The 19,208-nt window shown below is 34.3% G+C and carries 24 protein-coding genes and 1 riboswitch; of the genes, 6 read left to right on the top strand and 18 right to left on the bottom strand.

All coding sequences use genetic code 11. The features are described 5' to 3' along the window. Positions 1-142: 142 nt before the first annotated feature. Both MNO09_RS05745 and MNO09_RS05740 read right to left on the bottom strand, forming a co-directional pair. Positions 143-376, bottom strand: a complete 234-nt coding sequence (locus tag MNO09_RS05745) for a spore germination protein (RefSeq protein ID WP_033657613.1) — start codon at positions 374-376, stop codon at positions 143-145. 82 nt (positions 377-458) lie between these two features. Beyond that, positions 459-1,232 (bottom strand): S-layer homology domain-containing protein, encoded by a 774-nt coding sequence (locus MNO09_RS05740; protein ID WP_001049554.1) that lies wholly within the window; start codon positions 1,230-1,232, stop codon positions 459-461. Between the two features lie 710 nt (positions 1,233-1,942). Here MNO09_RS05740 and MNO09_RS05735 point away from each other — a divergent pair. Together MNO09_RS05735 and MNO09_RS05730 are read left to right on the top strand one after the other, a co-directional pair. Then, positions 1,943-2,977 (top strand): YdcF family protein, encoded by a 1,035-nt coding sequence (locus MNO09_RS05735; RefSeq protein ID WP_000273521.1) that lies wholly within the window; start codon positions 1,943-1,945, stop codon positions 2,975-2,977. Positions 2,978-3,165: 188 nt separating this feature from the next. Next, positions 3,166-4,038 carry a YitT family protein gene (locus MNO09_RS05730; RefSeq protein WP_000411242.1) on the top strand — a complete coding sequence of 291 codons (873 nt, stop codon included), beginning with the start codon at positions 3,166-3,168 and terminating at the stop codon, positions 4,036-4,038. Positions 4,039-4,147: 109 nt separating this feature from the next. Here the strand turns inward: MNO09_RS05730 and MNO09_RS05725 are convergent, their stop codons facing one another. The 5 genes from MNO09_RS05725 to MNO09_RS05705 all read right to left on the bottom strand — a co-directional run bounded on the left by MNO09_RS05725 (position 4,148) and on the right by MNO09_RS05705 (position 6,970). Further along, positions 4,148-4,366, bottom strand: a complete 219-nt coding sequence (locus tag MNO09_RS05725) for a hypothetical protein (protein WP_088107414.1) — start codon at positions 4,364-4,366, stop codon at positions 4,148-4,150. A gap of 98 nt (positions 4,367-4,464) precedes the next feature. Continuing rightward, positions 4,465-5,280 (bottom strand): DUF4247 domain-containing protein, encoded by an 816-nt coding sequence (locus MNO09_RS05720; RefSeq protein WP_000071177.1) that lies wholly within the window; start codon positions 5,278-5,280, stop codon positions 4,465-4,467. Positions 5,281-5,292: 12 nt separating this feature from the next. Further along, the gene (locus MNO09_RS05715) at positions 5,293-5,799 is read right to left on the bottom strand and encodes a DUF4178 domain-containing protein (protein ID WP_000051753.1); all 507 of its coding nucleotides are present in this window, start codon (positions 5,797-5,799) and stop codon (positions 5,293-5,295) included. Positions 5,800-5,820: 21 nt separating this feature from the next. Beyond that, positions 5,821-6,225 carry a DUF350 domain-containing protein gene (locus MNO09_RS05710; protein WP_000220323.1) on the bottom strand — a complete coding sequence of 135 codons (405 nt, stop codon included), beginning with the start codon at positions 6,223-6,225 and terminating at the stop codon, positions 5,821-5,823. A 79-nt stretch (positions 6,226-6,304) separates the two neighbouring features. Next, entirely contained in the window at positions 6,305-6,970 is a 666-nt protein-coding gene (locus tag MNO09_RS05705) for a PspA/IM30 family protein (protein WP_000110287.1), read from the bottom strand. A gap of 402 nt (positions 6,971-7,372) precedes the next feature. Between MNO09_RS05705 and MNO09_RS05700 the strand changes: the two genes are divergently transcribed. After that, positions 7,373-7,951 carry a lipoprotein BA_5634 family protein gene (locus MNO09_RS05700; protein WP_064474478.1) on the top strand — a complete coding sequence of 193 codons (579 nt, stop codon included), beginning with the start codon at positions 7,373-7,375 and terminating at the stop codon, positions 7,949-7,951. A 38-nt stretch (positions 7,952-7,989) separates the two neighbouring features. Here MNO09_RS05700 and MNO09_RS05695 read toward each other — a convergent pair whose 3' ends face one another. From MNO09_RS05695 to MNO09_RS05685, 3 genes are read right to left on the bottom strand one after another with little or no spacing between them, the layout of a single operon-like run. After that, positions 7,990-8,157 carry a FeoB-associated Cys-rich membrane protein gene (locus MNO09_RS05695; RefSeq protein ID WP_000989597.1) on the bottom strand — a complete coding sequence of 56 codons (168 nt, stop codon included), beginning with the start codon at positions 8,155-8,157 and terminating at the stop codon, positions 7,990-7,992. A 16-nt stretch (positions 8,158-8,173) separates the two neighbouring features. Continuing rightward, positions 8,174-10,162: a ferrous iron transport protein B gene (feoB, locus tag MNO09_RS05690; RefSeq protein ID WP_001044805.1), complete on the bottom strand. Its 1,989-nt coding sequence runs from the start codon at positions 10,160-10,162 to the stop codon at positions 8,174-8,176. Next, positions 10,159-10,386, bottom strand: a complete 228-nt coding sequence (locus MNO09_RS05685) for a FeoA family protein (RefSeq protein WP_000060521.1) — start codon at positions 10,384-10,386, stop codon at positions 10,159-10,161. Before MNO09_RS05685 ends, feoB begins: the two co-directional genes overlap by 4 nt. A gap of 194 nt (positions 10,387-10,580) precedes the next feature. Continuing rightward, a riboswitch (TPP riboswitch) is annotated at positions 10,581-10,682 on the top strand. An 86-nt stretch (positions 10,683-10,768) separates the two neighbouring features. On the opposite strand from MNO09_RS05685, the gene thiT reads away from it, so the two are divergent. Beyond that, complete coding sequence (gene thiT, locus MNO09_RS05680; RefSeq protein ID WP_001246580.1) at positions 10,769-11,383, top strand: energy-coupled thiamine transporter ThiT; 615 nt, start codon at positions 10,769-10,771, stop codon at positions 11,381-11,383. Positions 11,384-11,592: 209 nt separating this feature from the next. On the opposite strand, the gene MNO09_RS05675 is transcribed toward thiT, so the two are convergent. From MNO09_RS05675 to MNO09_RS05650, 6 genes are all read right to left on the bottom strand, one after another. Beyond that, positions 11,593-13,446: a sensor histidine kinase gene (locus MNO09_RS05675; RefSeq protein ID WP_001225372.1), complete on the bottom strand. Its 1,854-nt coding sequence runs from the start codon at positions 13,444-13,446 to the stop codon at positions 11,593-11,595. Then, positions 13,443-14,132, bottom strand: coding sequence for a response regulator transcription factor (locus MNO09_RS05670; protein WP_000041851.1), 690 nt, complete (start codon positions 14,130-14,132; stop codon positions 13,443-13,445). Before MNO09_RS05670 ends, MNO09_RS05675 begins: the two co-directional genes overlap by 4 nt. Positions 14,133-14,171: 39 nt before the next feature. Beyond that, a complete protein-coding gene (gene srtD / locus MNO09_RS05665; protein ID WP_000771570.1) occupies positions 14,172-14,792 on the bottom strand; it encodes a class D sortase, LPxTATN-specific in 621 nt (206 codons plus the stop codon). A gap of 88 nt (positions 14,793-14,880) precedes the next feature. Continuing rightward, positions 14,881-15,327 carry an LPXTG cell wall anchor domain-containing protein gene (locus MNO09_RS05660; protein ID WP_070169176.1) on the bottom strand — a complete coding sequence of 149 codons (447 nt, stop codon included), beginning with the start codon at positions 15,325-15,327 and terminating at the stop codon, positions 14,881-14,883. Positions 15,328-15,504: 177 nt separating this feature from the next. Then, a complete protein-coding gene (locus MNO09_RS05655) occupies positions 15,505-15,837 on the bottom strand; it encodes a hypothetical protein (protein WP_000415593.1) in 333 nt (110 codons plus the stop codon). Positions 15,838-16,020: 183 nt separating this feature from the next. After that, a complete protein-coding gene (locus tag MNO09_RS05650; protein WP_002096247.1) occupies positions 16,021-16,236 on the bottom strand; it encodes a hypothetical protein in 216 nt (71 codons plus the stop codon). 160 nt (positions 16,237-16,396) lie between these two features. On the opposite strand from MNO09_RS05650, the gene hpt reads away from it, so the two are divergent. Both hpt and MNO09_RS05640 read left to right on the top strand, forming a co-directional pair. After that, complete coding sequence (gene hpt / locus MNO09_RS05645) at positions 16,397-16,924, top strand: hypoxanthine phosphoribosyltransferase (RefSeq protein WP_001019292.1); 528 nt, start codon at positions 16,397-16,399, stop codon at positions 16,922-16,924. A gap of 82 nt (positions 16,925-17,006) precedes the next feature. Then, a complete protein-coding gene (locus MNO09_RS05640) occupies positions 17,007-17,909 on the top strand; it encodes a diacylglycerol/lipid kinase family protein (protein ID WP_000167909.1) in 903 nt (300 codons plus the stop codon). A 40-nt stretch (positions 17,910-17,949) separates the two neighbouring features. Here MNO09_RS05640 and MNO09_RS05635 read toward each other — a convergent pair whose 3' ends face one another. Together MNO09_RS05635 and MNO09_RS05630 are read right to left on the bottom strand one after the other, a co-directional pair. Continuing rightward, the gene (locus MNO09_RS05635; protein WP_000830219.1) at positions 17,950-18,459 is read right to left on the bottom strand and encodes a DUF2199 domain-containing protein; all 510 of its coding nucleotides are present in this window, start codon (positions 18,457-18,459) and stop codon (positions 17,950-17,952) included. A gap of 24 nt (positions 18,460-18,483) precedes the next feature. After that, entirely contained in the window at positions 18,484-19,155 is a 672-nt protein-coding gene (locus tag MNO09_RS05630) for a DUF7003 family protein (protein ID WP_001168082.1), read from the bottom strand. Positions 19,156-19,208: the final 53 nt, after the last annotated feature.

Raw genomic sequence — 19,208 nt, 5'->3', positions numbered from 1 at the left:
GAAGTGTCTTTTTTACGTATGATTTTTGATAAGATGTTATATTTCCAATCTAACAACTATAATACAGAAGAATCATGAACAGCTCACAGCTAGATTGTAGCACAGGGCAAGTTCATCATTTTATGCAATTTTACATATTGATCTATAAAGTAAATTGTATTCCCTGATCATTCGCATCGCTATCCCTTACATCTGCTGTACTAATCCCACTAAATGTTTGTACTTTTTTTCCTGTATTCGATGATCCTGATCCATTATAAGCTTTCGTTTTTTCAATTGGCTGCACGTTATATTTATCTCCTAAATTAATCGTTCCGTTACAGTTTTCAATAATAACGCCTTCCACAACTGACGGCATTTTGTCACCTACTTTCATTTCCTTACTTTTATTTTATGAGAATCGCCTAAAGAAATAGCATGTTTCCATAAGAAAAAGCACTCAGGGTGAGTGCTTTTTTTTATTTACCGCTCTTCTCTCTCTCACAAGCAATTCCATCGCCATCACGATCTAAATGCTTACCGTAGTATGGACTATCTCTTGTAATATCATAAAATCCAGCATCGTTTGCTTCTTTACAATTAGCAAAGCGCTTTGGCTCTTGATTCGCGCCTGGTCTTTCCTCATATGGTAATGTCGCATTATATAAGAACTGTACATATTGTTCACGAGTTACATTCATCTTAGGTGAAAACATATTATCACCTGTTCCAGCAGCAATTTTATTAGATTGTACAGCGCTAATCGCTTTATTCGACCATGATTTTCTATCTACATCTACAAATGTATGCTCTGATTTTGCCACTAATTTATATGCATTTGTTAACACTTGAGCCATTTCTTCACGAGTCAAAGAAGCTTTTGGTCTAAAGTTCCCTTTTTCATCCCCTGCAAAAATCCCCATTTCTGTTAATGCTAAAATTTCCTTTTTAAAATTTGTTGAATGATCATTAATATCATTATACGGATTATTGTAATTCTCTTTCGATTCCGGCTTTAGCTGAAGATACATAAGTCTAGCAACTTGCTCACGAGTCACATCATCACCAAACCCAAAAATTCCATTTCCGTACCCACTAACGATATTTTTACTTGTTAAATCTAAAATTGCTTTATAAGACCAATGCCCTGTTGGAACATCTTTGAAGATAATACTTGCTTGTGCCGTTCCAATAGATGTAAAGGCAGTTGTTACGACAATTGCGCCTGTTAAAAATATTTTCTTTAAATTCATTCTAAGATCCCCTTTTACTTTTCTTAATAACCATTTAACATAATAACAAATTATAAGAATACAATTTGTCATATCATGTCGAACACAAAAAAGAATCCTGCTGGATTCTTTTTTGCTAAGCATGAATGGCAATTTTGGAGACAGTTGACTTCTTCAAAAATTTATTAGGGGTAATATTTTGAAAAAGAAAGCCTTTCATATGTAGGTTAACACCACTGGAATATATAGTAAATTGATAATATTTATACGGAAGATTGCTAATGTTTAGTATAGATACTTTCCACTATATCAACAGTGAAAAGTATCTACATGAAACAACAAAAAGGTGCCTTCAAAGAGGGCACCTTTCATAAACAGACGCTATAAAACAGAATTATTTATTGTTATACGATTGTTAGATACAAAAAGTAGAGGGAAATGTTTGTAAGAAATTCTGCTTTATATAGTCTGCCTACCACTTATATTTTAATCCTCTTCACTTGAAAATAAATATAATATGCATAATTACATATCAAAAAGAAAAGACACTCCATAGAGTGCCCTTTCAACCATTTTACTTCTAATAAATCACCTTACATACATTTTAACATATGTATCCATACATTTTATTGAGAAAATTCAGAATCATTTTTCCTTTCATTTTCAATTATAAAATCATGTAATATAGAAGGTATGTCAAATTATTATACAAATTGAGGTGTACTATATTTATGTATTTCGGAATTATTCCTCTTATATTGTTTATTATTTTTCTTATCTCATATTTAAAAGATCCACGAAAAATAATAAATGGCTTTTTATTTAATGCCTTTTTCTGTTCATTTCTATTATTTTGCGCTATAGCCTCATATGAGTCTGGTAGTAACTCTTTACATTTTATCGTTATTATTCCCATGTTAGCGCTAATTGTAATGATACCTTTTGCTATAGTCGCTTTAATGTTTGGACTATTTCTTAATGCAAAAATTTTAATGCAACGTGAAGGAAGACGCTTCACAAACTCTTTAACTTTAATTGCTGCTTTAGGGATTTTATTCTTTATTATGCTCGCTATCATAAATCCAGCAAATTTATTCTCAGAGCATTTTCAATTTATTTTTACTGCGATTTCGCTTATAACTATGTATTTCTTTGTACATTTGTCTAACTTCTTAAGCGCATATTTTTTATATCAATTCAATAGACCAAGACGTAATCAAGATTTCATCATCGTTCTTGGTAGTGGCTTAATTAATGATAAAGTACCACCTTTACTTGCAAGTCGTATTAATAAAGCAATCGACTTTTATTGGAAACAAGCCTCTGTAAATACACCACCAACAATCATTTTCTCTGGTGGACAAGGTCCAGATGAAGGTCTTCCTGAAGCAGAAGCAATGCAAAAATATGCTGTTGAAAAAGGAATTCCGTTTGAACATACAGTACAGGAAAATCGCTCTATCAACACATATCAAAACATGTCGTTCTCTAAAGAAATTATGGATTCTTTAAAACCAGAAGGTAAGTATAGGAGTATCTTTACAACGAACAACTTCCATCTTTTCCGCGCTGGTATATATGCAAGACAAGCTGGTCTTAATAGCCAGGGAATTGGATCAAAAACAGCATTTTATTACTGGCCTAACGCAATGATTCGTGAATATGTCGCAATTGTTGTAATAGGACGTAAGCGCCATATGAAAGTGTGCGGGACTATTTTAGGTTTCGCTTTATTCCTAACAGTCCTTAGTTTTATTGTTTCTTAACATTCTCCCATCCTTTCATAAGGATGGGATTTCTTATACTTATTTCAAAAATATTTTAAAGATAATATGGTGATAATATTCCCTGCATACATCCATTAAAGGAGAAATTTTTCAAATTAAATGTTAAAATGAAATTTAGGTGTGAATTACGTAACAAATAAGAAACTAGTTTGAAACGAGGAAATTACATGGAGAAAATTATCAAAAACAAGCCCAATAAGCTAAAAATCGCTTCAAAAGCTTTGATGATTATTATTGGGGCATTTATCACAGCATACGGATTAGAAGCGGTATTAATTCCAAATAACGTATCAGACGGTGGTGTGACTGGTTTAAGTATCGTTAGTTCAAGATTATTTGGATTGCCATTAGGAGCTCTAATCGCAGTTATTAACATTCCTTTCGTTTGGTTAGGATATAAACAAATAGGTAAAAGCTTTGCAATTTATTCTATTATCGGGATTGCTTCATTAGCAATAGGTACCGTTGTTATGCACGGAATACCTACTATTATTGAAGGCGATACACTACTCGTTACAGTTGTTGGTGGTATTATTATCGGTTTCGGTATGGGACTAGCATTACGTAACGGTGGCGCATTAGATGGAATCGATATGCTAGCTGTATTACTTTCTCGTAAGTTACCTTTTGGAACAAGTGACCTTATTTTATTCTTAAACATGTTCGTATTTATTTTCGTATCAACAGTATTCGGTCTTCAAGGAGCTATCCTTTCGGCAATTGCTTACTTTATCGCTTCGAAAGTGATTCATATCGTTGAAGTTGGTTTAAGTGGTTCGAAAACATTTAAAATCATCACGAAAGAACCTGAATTAATGGTAGAAACAATTCGCGATCGTTTAGGTCGAAGCGCAACATACAATGAAGTTTATGGTGGTTATTCAAGAGAGAAATTCAAAGAAATTTCTTGTGTAATTAACCGTTTAGAAGAAAGTAAAATGAAAGACTTGATTAATGAAATCGATCCAAATGCCTTTATTACAGTTTATGACGTAGCAGAAGTAAAAGGCGGTAACTTTAAGAAACGTGATATTCATTAATCATTATGAATAAAGAGGGTGTGCCAACAATTTGGCACACCCTCTTCTTATTATTAAGTTGCAGTCTTTGTCGGTAAGTCGCTATATTTTAATAATCGCTGATATAATTTTACTCTCCCCATCTTCTTCCTCTCTTAATCCATGCTACGTATTTTTGAAAGGCGGGCACTTCTTGTTGAAAACGAAGCAGAACATATAGAAAGAGAGTACATGTACATAGTATCCATAGAATACCTACTACAAAGTGAAATTTCATCGTTGTGCTAATAAACAAACTGATGAATAAGACGAGGAACATAATCAAACTAAACCTTTTATATATAGTCATACTAATCTCCTCCTTATAACTTAATTGCACCAGTTACAAGGAATTTATTTCCATAATAAAAAGACCGAAAAGCATATTCCACTTTCCGATCTCTATAACTATCTTCTCTTCGTAATTTTTCCTGAACCACCGACCCTCGTTTTCGGAGGAGATGTATTCCTTGGCGGCGTTTTAATAGATGATTTCGGCTTCACATCTGATCCGCTCGAGCCACCTGGTGTTTTTGTAATTTTCCCTTTGCTTCCAGTAGAAGGCGGAGGCGTACTACTTCCTTTTTTCGTAATACTTCCTGTATCTCCTACGGAAGGTTTCGAATCTACATTATCGCCTCGCTTAATGATAGATCCTTTCCCTTCCTTCGTAATTGGAGGCGGGGTTTTCTTTTCTTCTTTCGTAGGCGGTCTCTCTGGAATAACCGGTTTATGATTTTGTCTGTCATTATATCCGCGATAATCACCGTATGATGATTTTCGTGAACCGAATATATCGTTTAAAATACTCCCCATAATATATCCTTGCAGGAAGGATGGTTGGTAATTTTGACGGACAAATTCTTTATTACTTATTTCAATTAACGTATCAGAAGGTTTCTCTTTATCCTTTTGCAGGTTATAAATCTTATCAGAATAAACGAGGAACATTTGATTTTCGTCTTCTTTAGATGCTTGCTTCGGTTCTCTTTCATTAATGAGTTCCTTTGCGACTTCAGGAACTGACCGATTGGCGGCCCTATACACGTAAGATTCTTGTTTACCTTCTTTTGCGACAGATTCTAGCGGATAACGATCTTGAATCGACTTTGTCTGTCCGCCTTGACAACCTGATAAGGCATATCCAGCAACAACAAGTAATAGAACGATAGCAAGTATAGGGATCGCGAACGATTTAATCATGGTAAACAATCGGTTTGACATGATTACGCCCCCTTACGTTGCTCTTATAATTTGTACATCAGCAGGAATAATTGCTTCTCCCTCATACATCATTGTGCGACCATTTTGCCATTCAATACGTAATAATTTTCGGTTATCTGATTGGAATTCCCATACGTACTGTTCCTCTGAAGCAGAGAATGGTGTTTTCCCCATCACAACAACACGTCCGTTATATTGCTCTTCCATATGGTACTCTGTATCATCCATTTCAATTGTCGTCGGAACTTCATCAATTGAATCTAAACGACCATCGATTGGTGTATATAATTTGTAATACGTATTTTCACGATCTTCAATTTTTAAATAACGAATATCTTTCCCATCTTGCAGTGTTAAAACAATTTCTTTACGAGAATGCATACTCGTTTTCCCAGTTAATTCGTACATGACTAATGAAACTTCAATCATATCGCCAGGAGCTAACGTTAACAAACTTTTCTCTGGTTTCGGCGGCTCTGGGCTCTTCATTATATTTTTAATTCGTTTAAATAAACTCATGATTTACCCCTCCTTCTCTCTTTATAAACAAGCACCTAAAATAAGTGCACCAACGATATGTAATGATCCGGCCAACATCGCATGTGCAACACTGCCTTCTTTCGTACCTTCTTCTAAATCTAAACCAGACATTTTCTTTAACACAAATTCAATAAACATTTCTACTACTAATAAAATAACGAAAGAAACTGCTGATGCAAGTAGTGCTTGCCATAAGTCGTTTGCTTTCGTTATGGATTGAGATAAAATGTACCCTTGCGCGAATAATTTCATAACGAAACGAGTTGTTACAGCTGTATTCCCATTCTTTATTTCTTTTAAATCATTGTATTTAGTAAAAATTGAATCAACCCACATAATTGCAAATAAAAGTACTGCACTTGCTCCAGTCCATACAAGCATGGCTAACACATTTGTCCATGTCATTGCAAAACCTCCTCTAAAAAGTAATAGAAAACCGACATGAATTCTCTTCAGACATGTCGGTTTCTTTGTCTATTCTATATTATTTCTCATACTGCTTCATAATACGAGCTAATTCATCGTCAACAGCAGAATTTTTATTTAAGCTTGCGAATTCATCATCTAGTGACTTTTCTTTTTTATAAACTTCGCCACTTGCTTCTGCTTCAGCCTCTAATTGAAGAGCTTTCTCTTCCATACGGCTTAAACCAGCTTTTGCTGAGTTTGAATCAAATCCAGACATCGCCTGATTAATATTCTTTTGTGCTTTCGCCGCATTTACACGTGCTACAAGTGTTTCACGTTTATTTTTCAGCTCTGTTAATTGCTTACGCATTTCTTCTAGCTTCAGGCGAAGATTATCAGCAGCAGCTTTATTTTGCTCATAGCTTGCTTTATATTCATTCATCTTTTGCTCTGCATTTTGTTTTTCTTCAAGAGCACGACGCGCAAGGTCAAGATTGCTTGCTTGAACAGCCATATGAGCTTGCTCTTCACGTTTTTTCACAAGTGCTTCTTGCTCTTCAAATAATATTTTGAATTTCTTCTCAAGTGCAATTTGAGCTGCTACACTTTTCTCAGCTTCTTGTACATCCGCTTGCATATCGCGTAAATATTGATCCGTCATCTTAACTGGATCTTCCGCTTTTTCAATTAATGAATATACATTCGACATTGTTAAATCTCGTAATCGTTTAAATACAGACATTCTAATTCCTCCTATGACTTACCTCATATTTCAAATTCACTACTTGGAAAACTGAAAAATCTCCCTTAACAGTAAAGAATATTCATTTTTACAGCCTATGTGTTTATTATAACAAAACTAATATGTCCTTACATGTTATTTCCAAAATACAGCCAATATAATATGACATTCTAGATAAAACATTGTATTCCTAATATATTCTCATTAACCCTCTTCAGAATTGACTTATTTTTATACACTTTCACTAAATTACATTATTGTAATTTTACTGTAAGCTAACTCGATAGTTACGTTGCAATATTTCTTATACACTAATACCAGAAGCAACGAACAAGCTTCTCATCATTTCAGAACTAATACAAAAATGTATTTACTATAAAACATATAAAAGGAGAAATCATCATGAAAAAATTAGTAGGAATCGGATTAGCAGCAGCAATTTCACTTGGAGCATTATCAGGTTGTTCTTTATTAGGAGAAAAAGCGAACGGATTAGTATTATACGGATCAGAAGAGCAAGTTCAAAAAATTACAGATCAAAATAAGAAAGAAGTAAAAGAAAAAGACTTTTATAAAATGAAAATGGCAACATTAGAGGGTAAAAAAGTACTTGTAATGGATAAGAAAACTGGTGATGAACTTGTTAAGAAAGAACTACTTAAAAAAGTTGATAAAAATGATGATACAAAGGCAATCGATAAATTACCAGCTGTAACAGAAGAAGAAGGCGTGCTGTTTGCAAAAGAGAAAGTAGAAAATGCTACGCTTGATGGAGCAAAATTAAAATATGAAGGCAACACAATTATCGGTGATGGCCGTTCTTATGCAGATATGTTTGCTATCGTTGATGATGCAACATATGTAAATGTAAAAGGTGAAGAAAAATCTGTAGGTATTTTGAAATTTGATAAAGACCCAAGCAAAGAGCTACCTGGAGCAAATGGAGTAGAAGCTTCTCAACTTGTAAAAATTAAAAAATAACAAAAAAAAGCTTTGCGAAATTCGCAAAGCTTTTTTTGTTATTTGTGAGCAATTTGCTCCATATCCGGGCTACAAGTTTGCGACTGACATGACTTATTTAAAGAACATGCTGCGCATTTTCCTTTTTTACTTCTCTTTACAAAATTAACCAACGTGTATGCTGCATAACCAAAAATGATAGCTCCAATTATAATATTGACCATCATCACAATACATCTCCTTCTAGAATCCGAGTAAAGATCCAACTTGGTATATAATGAGCGTTAATACATAAGCAACTACGAGCGGATAAACGACTGAGAAAATCGTCCATTTCGCTGATCCTGTTTCACGTTTAATAACAGCTACTGTCGCTAAACACGGAACATATAATAAAATAAAGAACATAAATGCATATGCTGATAACGCAGTATAATGTGCTCCCATAACATTTCCTAGCACATCTTCTTTCACCGCATAAATAATTGCCATTGTAGAAACGACAACTTCTTTCGCTAAAAATCCTGTTAAAAGAGATGCTGCAGCTTGCCATGTTCCAAAGCCGAGCGGTGCAAATAGTGGTGCGATAAACCCACCAATCATCGCTAAGTAACTGTCTCCCATATCAACACCAAATCCTGATGGACCTGCATAGTTTAATAACCAAATGACAACAGAACCACCGAAGATGAATGTACCTGCTTTACGAACAAATCCTTTCCCTTTCTCCCACGTGCTTAGCCATAACGTTTTCGCTTGTGGCACGCGGTAAGGAGGTAGTTCAATGACGAAAATAGACTTTTCCGCTTTTAAAATAGTAAGAGACATAATTTTTGTAACTAATAACGCAAGAACAATACCTGCAACATATAAAGAAAATACAACAGTTGCCTGACTATTAGGGAAGAACACTCCCGCAAATAATGCATATACAGGTAAACGCGCTGAACAAGACATAAATGGTGTTACAAGAACTGTAAGTAAACGTTCTTTTTCTTGTTCAATCGTTCTCGCTGCCATAATACCTGGAACATTACATCCAAAACCGATAATCATCGGAATGAACGCTTTTCCGTTTAAACCGAAGAACTCCATAATTCGATCCATAACAACTGCAATTCGCGCCATATATCCTGAGTCTTCTAATAATGAAATGAAAAAGAATAGTGCAAAGATTTGTGGAACGAATACTAATACTGCACCAACACCGGCAATAATACCTTCTGTAACGAGTGCTTGAATAAAATCAGAAGCTCCAACACTTGTGAGACCAGCCGTCACCCAATCTGTAAGCTGTCCACCAAAAAAGCCATCTAACATATCCGATAAAGGTGTACCAATCCACGTAAACGTAACCTGAAAAATAAAAAACATAACTGCTAAAAAGATTGGAAGTCCTAAAATTTTATGTGTAATTAATCTATCAATTTTTTCCGAAAAAGGAATTTTTCCTTCTTTCTCATGCTTCATAACATTTGTTTTTAACTTTTCAATATACGCTTCACGAGTTTTGTAAATGTGCTCTTCCAACGTACAATCAAGTTTTCCTTCTAAGCGAGATCGAATGGCTACAAGTTCCTTACAAATTGGTAATGCTTTCATTTCTTTTTCTACTACTTCGTTATTGCTTAAAAATTGCAGGGCTAACCATCTTGGATGCTTATAATTCGCTGTCTCTAAAAGAGCTATTACCTCTCCAATTCCTTCATCCATTTGTACACCATATGAAATAATGAATGGCTTTTTCTCGTTTTTGTCATTTTCTTTAAGAGTAGCAAGTAGTTCTTCACAGCCTTTTCCACTTCTTGCAACGACAGGAACGACTGTTACACCTAATAGTTCTGATAATCGTTTTACATCAATTACAATGCCTCGTTGCTTTGCCACATCGACCATATTTAATCCAATTGAAACCGGCTTTCCAAATTCAAGTAATTGCAACGTTAAATGCATATTTCTCTCGAATTGCGAAGAATCCACTATATTTAACATATGATGAAATTCGTCTGTTAGTAGAAAATTTGTAACGACACCTTCATCACGCGAAACTGGATTCAAATCATAAACACCTGGTAAATCAATTAATGTCCCTTGCTTATCTTTTAATTTACCAACCTTCTTTTCTACTGTTACACCGCTCCAGTTCCCTACATACTCATAAGAACCAGTAAGTGCATTAAATAATGATGTCTTTCCTGTATTCGGATTCCCTAGCAAAGCTACCTTATTCACGCTAATTCCACCTTTATCATTTTCGCGTCACAATGACGAATACTAATTAACTGTCCACGACACTCCAATGTACAAGGACCTTTGAACATCGCTTTTTGCTTCATGCGAAGTTCGCTTCCTTCAGAAAGACCGAAAGCAGCCAATCTTCTCTTTAGTAAATAATCTAAAGACTGAACACTTTTTACTAGCACTTTCTCACCGATTTTAATATCTACTAAGCTCATAACCTTCCCCCTCAGAAGAGAATGATAATTATTTTCAGAAAAATTATAGCACAATCTATTTCTCTTGTACTATACCCTTTTGCTTCATATTTATTAACATTTCACTACAATTCTATTTCAATAATTGTCATACCGTATTTATTTGCCATTCTCATCCATTTCGCTTACAATAAACAATAGCAAATAAAGAATCTCGTTATCACAGGGGGAGCCATGCCGCTGAGAGGGAACACTTCGTTCCGACCCTTCGAACCTGTTAGTTAATGCTAACGCAGGGATTGTGCAAACGTCCGAAATACATACCTCTTTTTTATTTACGTATTTCGTATCCTCCTATGATATCTATTCTTTTTTGTACAACTTGGTTTTAGGGGGAGACAATATGCGTAACACCAATTTACAAGCGATGATCGAATCTGCTATTCTTGCAGCCTTCGCCATGATTATCGACATTTTACCATTATCACTTAAACTTCCAACAGGCGGTTCCATTTCATTTGCTATGATTCCTATTTTTATTATTGCATATCGCTGGGGCTTTAAATCTGCTTTCTTAGGTGGCTTAATTTGGGGATTATTACAAATTGTTGTAGGTGATGCTTACATTTTAACACCTGTTCAAGCATTTATTGAGTACTTCATTGCCTTTGCTTTTATTGGATTTGCTGGTTTATTCTATCGACCAATTCAAAAAGCACTTTTAACTTCCAATGAAAATAACGAAAGAAAGAAAGTTATTGGTTACATTATTCTTGCTACATTTGTTGGTAGCTTTGCACGCTATTTCTGTCATTTTATTGCCGGTATTATTTTCTTTGGGCAATATGCACCGAAAGGTCAATCAGCTGTGCTATATTCATTAATCGTAAATGGTGCCACAATGCTTGGTTCTTTTATTTTATGTACAGTTTTACTTATATTTTTATTCCTTACTTCACCACGCTTATTCAAAAGCATCAGTGCTTATCAAATGAATACACAAAAAAAGGGCGCTTAATGAGCGCTCTTTTTTTCATATCGTAATATCAATTAAAAATACAATAAATGCACAAAAGAAAATAAATACCATTATACTTAGCCACTTGCTATGCACGGTTCATCGACTCCTTACATAACCTCATTTTCTATCCAAAGTATACTGTTTAAAAATAAAGATTAGGTAAAGATAATATGAAAATAAATTAAAAAAAGCGTAGCATGTACCATCTACGCTTTTTTTGGTAAGTAGAAGTAAAATAATACACCGTCTTCTGTATTCTTTACCCCATATTCAGCATCGTGTAGTTCTAAAATATTTTTAGAAATAGCTAGCCCAAGACCCGTTCCACCTTGTGAACGCTGACGAGCTGCATCCACGCGATAAAAACGGTCCCAAATTTTATCTAATTGTTCTTCTTCAATGTGAGTACCTTTATTTTCAATACACACTTTTATACGATCCTGCTCATCTATTGTGGAAATCATAATATCCTCTTTATTTGGTGTATAACGTATGGCATTCGTAATGAAGTTTACGATGACTTGTTCAATCCGACTTTGATTTGCCATCACTTCAACTGAACATATATTTTTATGCACACGAAGTTCTTTTTTCTCTATGTCCACAGAAAGGTATTCACATATATCTTCAATTACTGAATCAATATAAAATAAACCCTTTTTCATTTTATATGTACCTGACTCAAATTTAGCTAACTCAAGCATATCCAAAATTAAAGTATCCATTTTATCTACTTCTCGTTCCATCGCCTGAAAATAGTACTCTTTTTTATGTTCAGCTACTCCATCTTTTAAAATAGAAATACAGCTTTTCATAATACTCAGCGGTGTTTTCAATTCATGCGACACACCAGAAATAAATTCTTTCCGCGTATTTTCTAACTTTCTTTCCTTTTCAATATCTTGTTCTAGCTGTCCAATATGCGAATGGAGCTTATTAGATAATACATTAATATTTTTCGATAAATCACCAATTTCATCTTTTGAAGTAATCGGTATTTGTTCTGTGAAATCTAAGTGTGCTATTTTCTTCGTCGTATCATTTATTTTTAATAACGGCTTTGCAATTTGTTTTGAATAATAAAACGAAGCTAGAAAAATGAGAACGACTACAAATGCAATGATGTAAATGTAGTAATCTTGCACCATTTGTACTGCTTCATCTACAGGCTGTAAAGAAGCCATTGCATAAATATATGTTACTGATCCGTCTTTTTCTTTTATTGGCTTAATTAATAATTTATATTTTATATCATTCTTTTCATCGTCCATTGTTTGTGTTGTATATTGTATGTGTTTGTTCTCTTTTAATAATAAATCAGTTTGAAAAACCTTAATATTATCTAAAAATATGCTATTTTTATAAATTGGATTCACAGGACCGTTTACATCTGGTAACTGTACTTTTGTAACACGTCCTCCTATGTAAAAATCTGGTTCTTGGGCAGCTTGCTCCTGAACGGCCGGCCTCTTCTCCTTAACAACTTGTTCCCCGACTGCTTTCTTTTTCTCCTCATATAATTTACTCATTTTCTCATTAAATGCTTTTTCTAACGGTTTATTAGATCCGCTTAAATTCTGCTTAGATAAAGAAAAAGAGAATGGAATAAAACTATCTTCTTTTCTCACTCCAGAAAAATAAATTTCTTGTCCTAAAAACTGCTCTGATGATTTATTATCAATCTCCTCTATATTGACGAGATTACCTAAGGGAATCTTGAATATTTGTTGTCCAAAGCTCTTTTGTTGCATACGATTTATTGTTACTTCAAAATAAAAATCATCCGCATGTTTTAAATTCCCATTCTGATCTAACGTTGTAATCCACGTATTATTTTCTCTTAAAAAATCTTGCTCCAGCTTCTGAATTCCTTCTGCACTTCCTGCATAATTCAAATAATTCTTCTCAAAAGTATTTAAATTCACTTTAATATCTTCTACTTTTCGATTCGCATAATATTGTTTAAAAAATATCGTTTGTCCAATAAATATCGTCACTAAAATTAACATGCATAATGCTGTTGTGAGGGTAAATAATTTTAGTACAATCCCTTTTCTCATACATTTCCCTCAAATTTATAACCTGTTCGTACTACAGTTGTAATGCACTTTGCTTTCTCTCCTAATTTATTTCTTAAATTACGAATATGACTATTAACCGTTCGATCATCACCAGCAAATTCATATCCCCAAATTCTTGAAATTAATTGTTCCCTTGTTAGTACAATTCCTTGGTTTTTCATGAAATACACTAATATTTCAAACTCCGTATGCGTTAAACTAACATCTGCCTCATCAACAGTAACAGTACGTGACGGAAAATGGACGTGGATGCCATGAATCGATAAAGTATCATCTTCGTTCTCTAAAGGTTTCTTCGATCCTTTTCTACTTTCTAATAATCGTTTCGCTCTTGCTAATAGAATGGGTGGACTATACGGCTTCGTCACATAGTCATCTGCCCCAAGTTCAAAACCAAGTAACGTATCGTCTTCATCTACGCGCGCCGTCAGCATAATAATAGGCACCTCAGACGTCTTTCTAATTCTTCGGCAAACAGACCATCCATCGAGTTCTGGCAACATAATATCTAAAATAACTAAATCAACCTCTTCTTCCTCAAATACAACTAAAGCTTCTTTCCCATCTCTTGCTTCAAACACTACATATTGCTCGCTCAAAAAATAATCTTTTAATATTTCACGCAAAATATCTTCATCTTCCACAATTAAAATGTTTTTTGACATAACTTATGTATCCCCCTTCCGTTTTCAGAAACTATCACTTCATTTTGAATAACTAGCCGTTAACTTCGCCTCGATAATATATCTATCTGGTGCATCCCCTATATAATCAAATGGATAGCAAGTCGTCAGTGTTAATATCGGTTCTTCTTTTTTTATAATAACAGTACGATCATCTGCATGGGTAATCCATGTCTTTTGAATTTCATATGTGTAAATTTTATTATCATACTCTAAAACAAGAGTATCTTTTTCTTTTAACTCCCCTAAATCGGTAAATACAGTATCCCGGTGCCCACTCAAAACAGTATGTCCACCTCCAGATGGCGTTGTCGTTAAATCACTAACGAACATTCCAACTCCTTTCTTCAACGTTGTCTCATCTGCTCCCCAATATATAGAAAACTTCTTCTTTATTTTCGGTATATGTAACAGTGCAACCTTTTCTCCTTCTTTATGTTCTGTTTGAGAAGAAGGTACTTGGGAAGTTACAGGCGTTTCATAAGAAAGTTGATTATCTTGTATATTTTCAAGGCTCTTTAATTCTTCTTTTGTTAATTGTTGAGCAGAGCTTTTTCCTTTATACCATTCCATAGCGTAATATGATCCCATAAATAGTCCTATGGCCATCAATATGATACCGATATAATTGAGTAACTTCATGTTCATCCCTCCATGCCAAAAATGGTAGGAATAACCTACCATTTTTAATATATGAAATTATTCCATTCTTTATAGGACAATATTTTACTTACGCCTTAACTTTATTGCGACGATTCAAACCAAATAATGTCCCTATCCCTACAAGACATGCGCTTAGTGCCATCATTGCTACATTATTGGATGCTGTGTTTGGTAATTTTTCACCTTGTACAACTGGCTTTGCTACTTCTTTTTTTGCCATATCATTTTTCAACTGTTCTTGTGCTATTCTCTTTTTCTCTTCTTCACTTTTTTGCTGTTCCTTAATCGCTGCTTCTTTTTTCGCTTTATCGTTTTTCAACTGCTCTTGCGCTATTCTCTTTTTCTCTTCTTCACTTTTTTGCTGTTCTTTAATCACTGCTTCTTTTTTCACTTTATCTTGCTGCAGTTGCGCCTGTTCTTCCTTCGTTACTGTTCCAGTATCCGCGCTTGCTACTGAAGAATATCCTACTGTTAAAAGTGCCATTGCACAAATTGGTAATATTTTCTTTTTCATTTTATTTCTCCCTTTTTATACTTTTTACATCACTTCGCATCGGATGTATCACTAGAATAAACAAGAGATATAAATATAAAATGCAGATGAAATATATTTCATTTAAAGATTTCATTGTAGAAAAATAAAAAAACATCGCAATATATACGATGTTTTTTCGGGTGTGTGTCTCAATATTTACATGTTACTTTCGCATGATTTAGAAGTAGAACGGGCCGGAGCGATAACTAATTGTCTCGGCTCAGTTTTCTTTAAGTGATTTTTGACGTTACACTTACGACGTTGAACAACCCACGCTTTAATAGGGTTTGTCAAAATAATCTTTTGCTCTTCATTAGGGGCCTCTTCTTCAAACCTACAACTTTCGCTCCATTTATTCCATTTCATTGTAAATTTAGAAGAAGAATGATCGTCTTCTCGATCAAACAAGTGCAAAAAATCCATTTCGCCAGCTAGCATTACGGTGTTGCTAGTTGCTAAAAAAGAAAAGGTCGTCCAACGTTTCTCCATGCCCTCCTACTCCTTTTTCACATATAGAGTGCCTAAAACTTAATTTACCTAAAATATGCTTGCCTTTTACCTTACACTTATAGTTTATCCAAAACACTACTATGCAACTATCGATTTGCCTTACAACTACCTTACATTTTTGTAAGAAACAAAAAACCTTCACTCTCTATACGTGAAGGTTTCTCAGTTCTCATCTATATGATCTTTCATATGATCGACTCCAGCTTCTTGCAGCTGCGACATCATACCGTGGGAAATTGCGCCTAATACTAAAGTCATTCCAATTAGTGAAATCCGAATCGCTGGTACATCAATTATGTAAGCCAAACTACCAAGAACAATTGTTAAAAACAATGCTTTTATAAATGTTGCACTTGTATACTCTTTCTTTCTCATCATAATCACCCTTTTGGAAGCGTTTTCTTTATGTAATCAGTATATCATATCATCTGACTATATTGTGGGGATTTCTGTAAAAAACTTATATCTTCTTTGACTTTTCCCTTTCTTTCCTTTACAGTCGAAATGTTCACAAGTTTTACACTGTAGGAGGACTCCAATGAATATTGAAATAAAAGATACTTTAATTTCTGAAGAAAAATTACAAGAAAAAGTAAAAGAACTAGCACTTCAAATCGAACGTGACTTTGAAGGAGAAGAAATCGTAGTAATCGCTGTATTAAAAGGATCTTTCGTATTCGCTGCCGATTTAATTCGTCACATTAAAAACGATGTAACAATCGACTTTATTTCTGCATCTAGCTACGGAAATCAAACAGAAACAACTGGAAAAGTAAAACTATTAAAAGATATTGATGTAAACATTACTGGAAAAAACGTAATTGTCGTAGAAGACATTATCGATTCTGGTTTAACACTTCACTTCTTAAAAGATCACTTCTTTATGCATAAACCGAAAGCATTGAAATTCTGTACGTTACTTGATAAACCTGAGCGTCGTAAAGTAGACTTAAAAGCTGAATATGTTGGCTTCCAAATTCCAGACGAATTTATCGTTGGCTACGGTATCGACTGTGCAGAAAAATATCGTAACTTACCATTTATCGCTTCAGTTGTAACGGAATAATATAATAGAATAAACTTTCATCAATTATTGGTGGAAGTTTATTTTCTATCACGATTCGTAAAAGACAAAGGGAGAGAAAAAAATGACAAAGACAAAATTTGAAAAAGTACTCCTCATCGTAAATCCAAAAGCAGGGCAAGGCGATTTACATACGAACTTAACGAAAATCGTACCACCTCTTGCCGCAGCTTTTCCTGACTTACATATCCTTCATACGAAAAAGCAAGGTGATGCAACAAAATATTGTCAGGAGTTTGCTAGTAAAGTAGATTTAATTATCGTCTTTGGTGGTGACGGCACTGTATTTGAATGCACAAACGGCTTAGCACCTCTTGAAACTAGACCTACACTTGCAATCATTCCAGGCGGAACTTGCAACGACTTCTCTCGCACACTCGGTGTTCCGCAAAATATTGCAGAAGCAGCAAAACTTATCACAAAGGAATATGTAAAACCAGTTGACGTTGCAAAAGCAAACGGACAACACTTCTTAAACTTTTGGGGCATTGGACTTGTATCTGAAGTATCAAACAATATTGATGCAGAAGAAAAAGCAAAGCTTGGGAAAATTGGTTACTACTTAAGTACCATTCGAACTGTCAAAAACGCTGAAACATTTCCAGTAAAAATTACGTACGATGGACAAGTATATGAAGACGAAGCTGTCCTTGTTATGGTTGGAAACGGTGAATATCTTGGTGGTATCCCGTCCTTTATTCCGAACGTAAAGTGCGACGACGGAACACTTGATATTTTCGTAGTTAAATCAACTGGTATTCAAGCGTTTAAAGATTATATCGGAAAGAAACTATTTGAAGACTCAAATGAAAATGACATCTTCCACGTAAAGGCGAAATCCATTCATATTGAAACAGAAGAAGAAAAAGAAGTAGATACAGATGGAGAAAGCTCGCTTCATACACCTTGTCATATTGAATTGTTGCAAGGGCACTTTACGATGATTTATAATCCTGCGGTTGTGTAATAAAAAAACGAGTGCTAGCACTCGTTTTTTCTCTTCTAATCTAGTTATATCGTTGAATCATTTCTTGTATTTCTTTAACTCTCTCTAAAGTAATTCCATTTCTTTGTTCGATCGCTAAAGGATGCTCGGTTGGTTCTAATTCAACATACGGTGCCATTCCAACTTCTCTTATATGTATATTTGTTTTTAAATTTAATGTTTCTGGATAAACTGGTATTTCTACAGATAACCACCCAAAATAAGGGTCACTATTTTCTCGGCCTCTCTCATCCCACTTTTCTAATACTTCATCATAACTTTCTTTACTAAGTGATACCCATACAGTCCATATGAAATTTTCGTGGTAATCAATGATAGGAATCTCTAAACAACCTCTAATAAAGTAATGTTCATCGTCCATTACGCAAAGTTCTGATGTTAAATGGAAGCGTTCCTCTCTTTCATGAGGCGCTACCTCGTAATAATAATATGGTGCTTCACTTCCATAGCATAGAGGTAGTGCAAAACGATTCATTTGTACTTTTTCTCCGGATTTTCTTCTTCTTTTCATTTATTATTCTTTCTCCTATCCTTTTCAGTCACAAGCAAACTCCGCCCAATCTTTCCAGTGCGTATTAGAATCCTTATTCACAATAATGGTTAGATCTTTCTGCTCTATTGCAGCGGCTACTGATTGGAAAAATTCATTTTCACTTACTTTCTCGTCTTCAACATGTTGCCATTTTTCCGTTTCATATGCTACTTCCCAATCACCTTCTAAGCCGAACTCTTCTAAAATTTCTTCTTTTTCCCACCATAATAAATTTCTAGCTTCATCATTAGTCGCAAGCATACGCATGAAATCTCTTGGATAAGACTCTATCGTTTGTACCTCTATTTCATTATTCATATAATCTTCTTCTGTAAATTGATATTCAAAATGATGTTCGCGAATTTTTACACTACCGCTATGAATATTAGGTATAAATTCACCTTCATCATCAAATAATTCATAATCTCCATCATTTAATTGCAAAATACCATCATCACCAATTGTATGATTTATTCTATCACCGTATACGTGGATATCATTACATACACCTAATGAACCTACACCGACAACTTGAAATACCATTAACCAATCCTTATTGTCTTTAAAGAAAAGAGAGAATTTCACTTGTGAAATATCCATATATTCATTATCAAAGGTAGGAAATTCATAGTTATTTTGCTTTTTATCTAATAGTTTCAAAATATCTTTTTGCATCTGTATCATCTTCACCTCTATATAAAACTTTCAATTTCACCAGAGTATAGCAT

This window comes from Bacillus sp. N5-665, assembly GCF_022637375.2.
In the GTDB taxonomy this organism is placed as follows: Bacteria; Bacillota; Bacilli; order Bacillales; family Bacillaceae_G; genus Bacillus_A; species Bacillus_A wiedmannii.
Note: the sequence above shows the minus strand (reverse complement) of the source record. Positions and strands in the feature narration are given on the sequence as shown.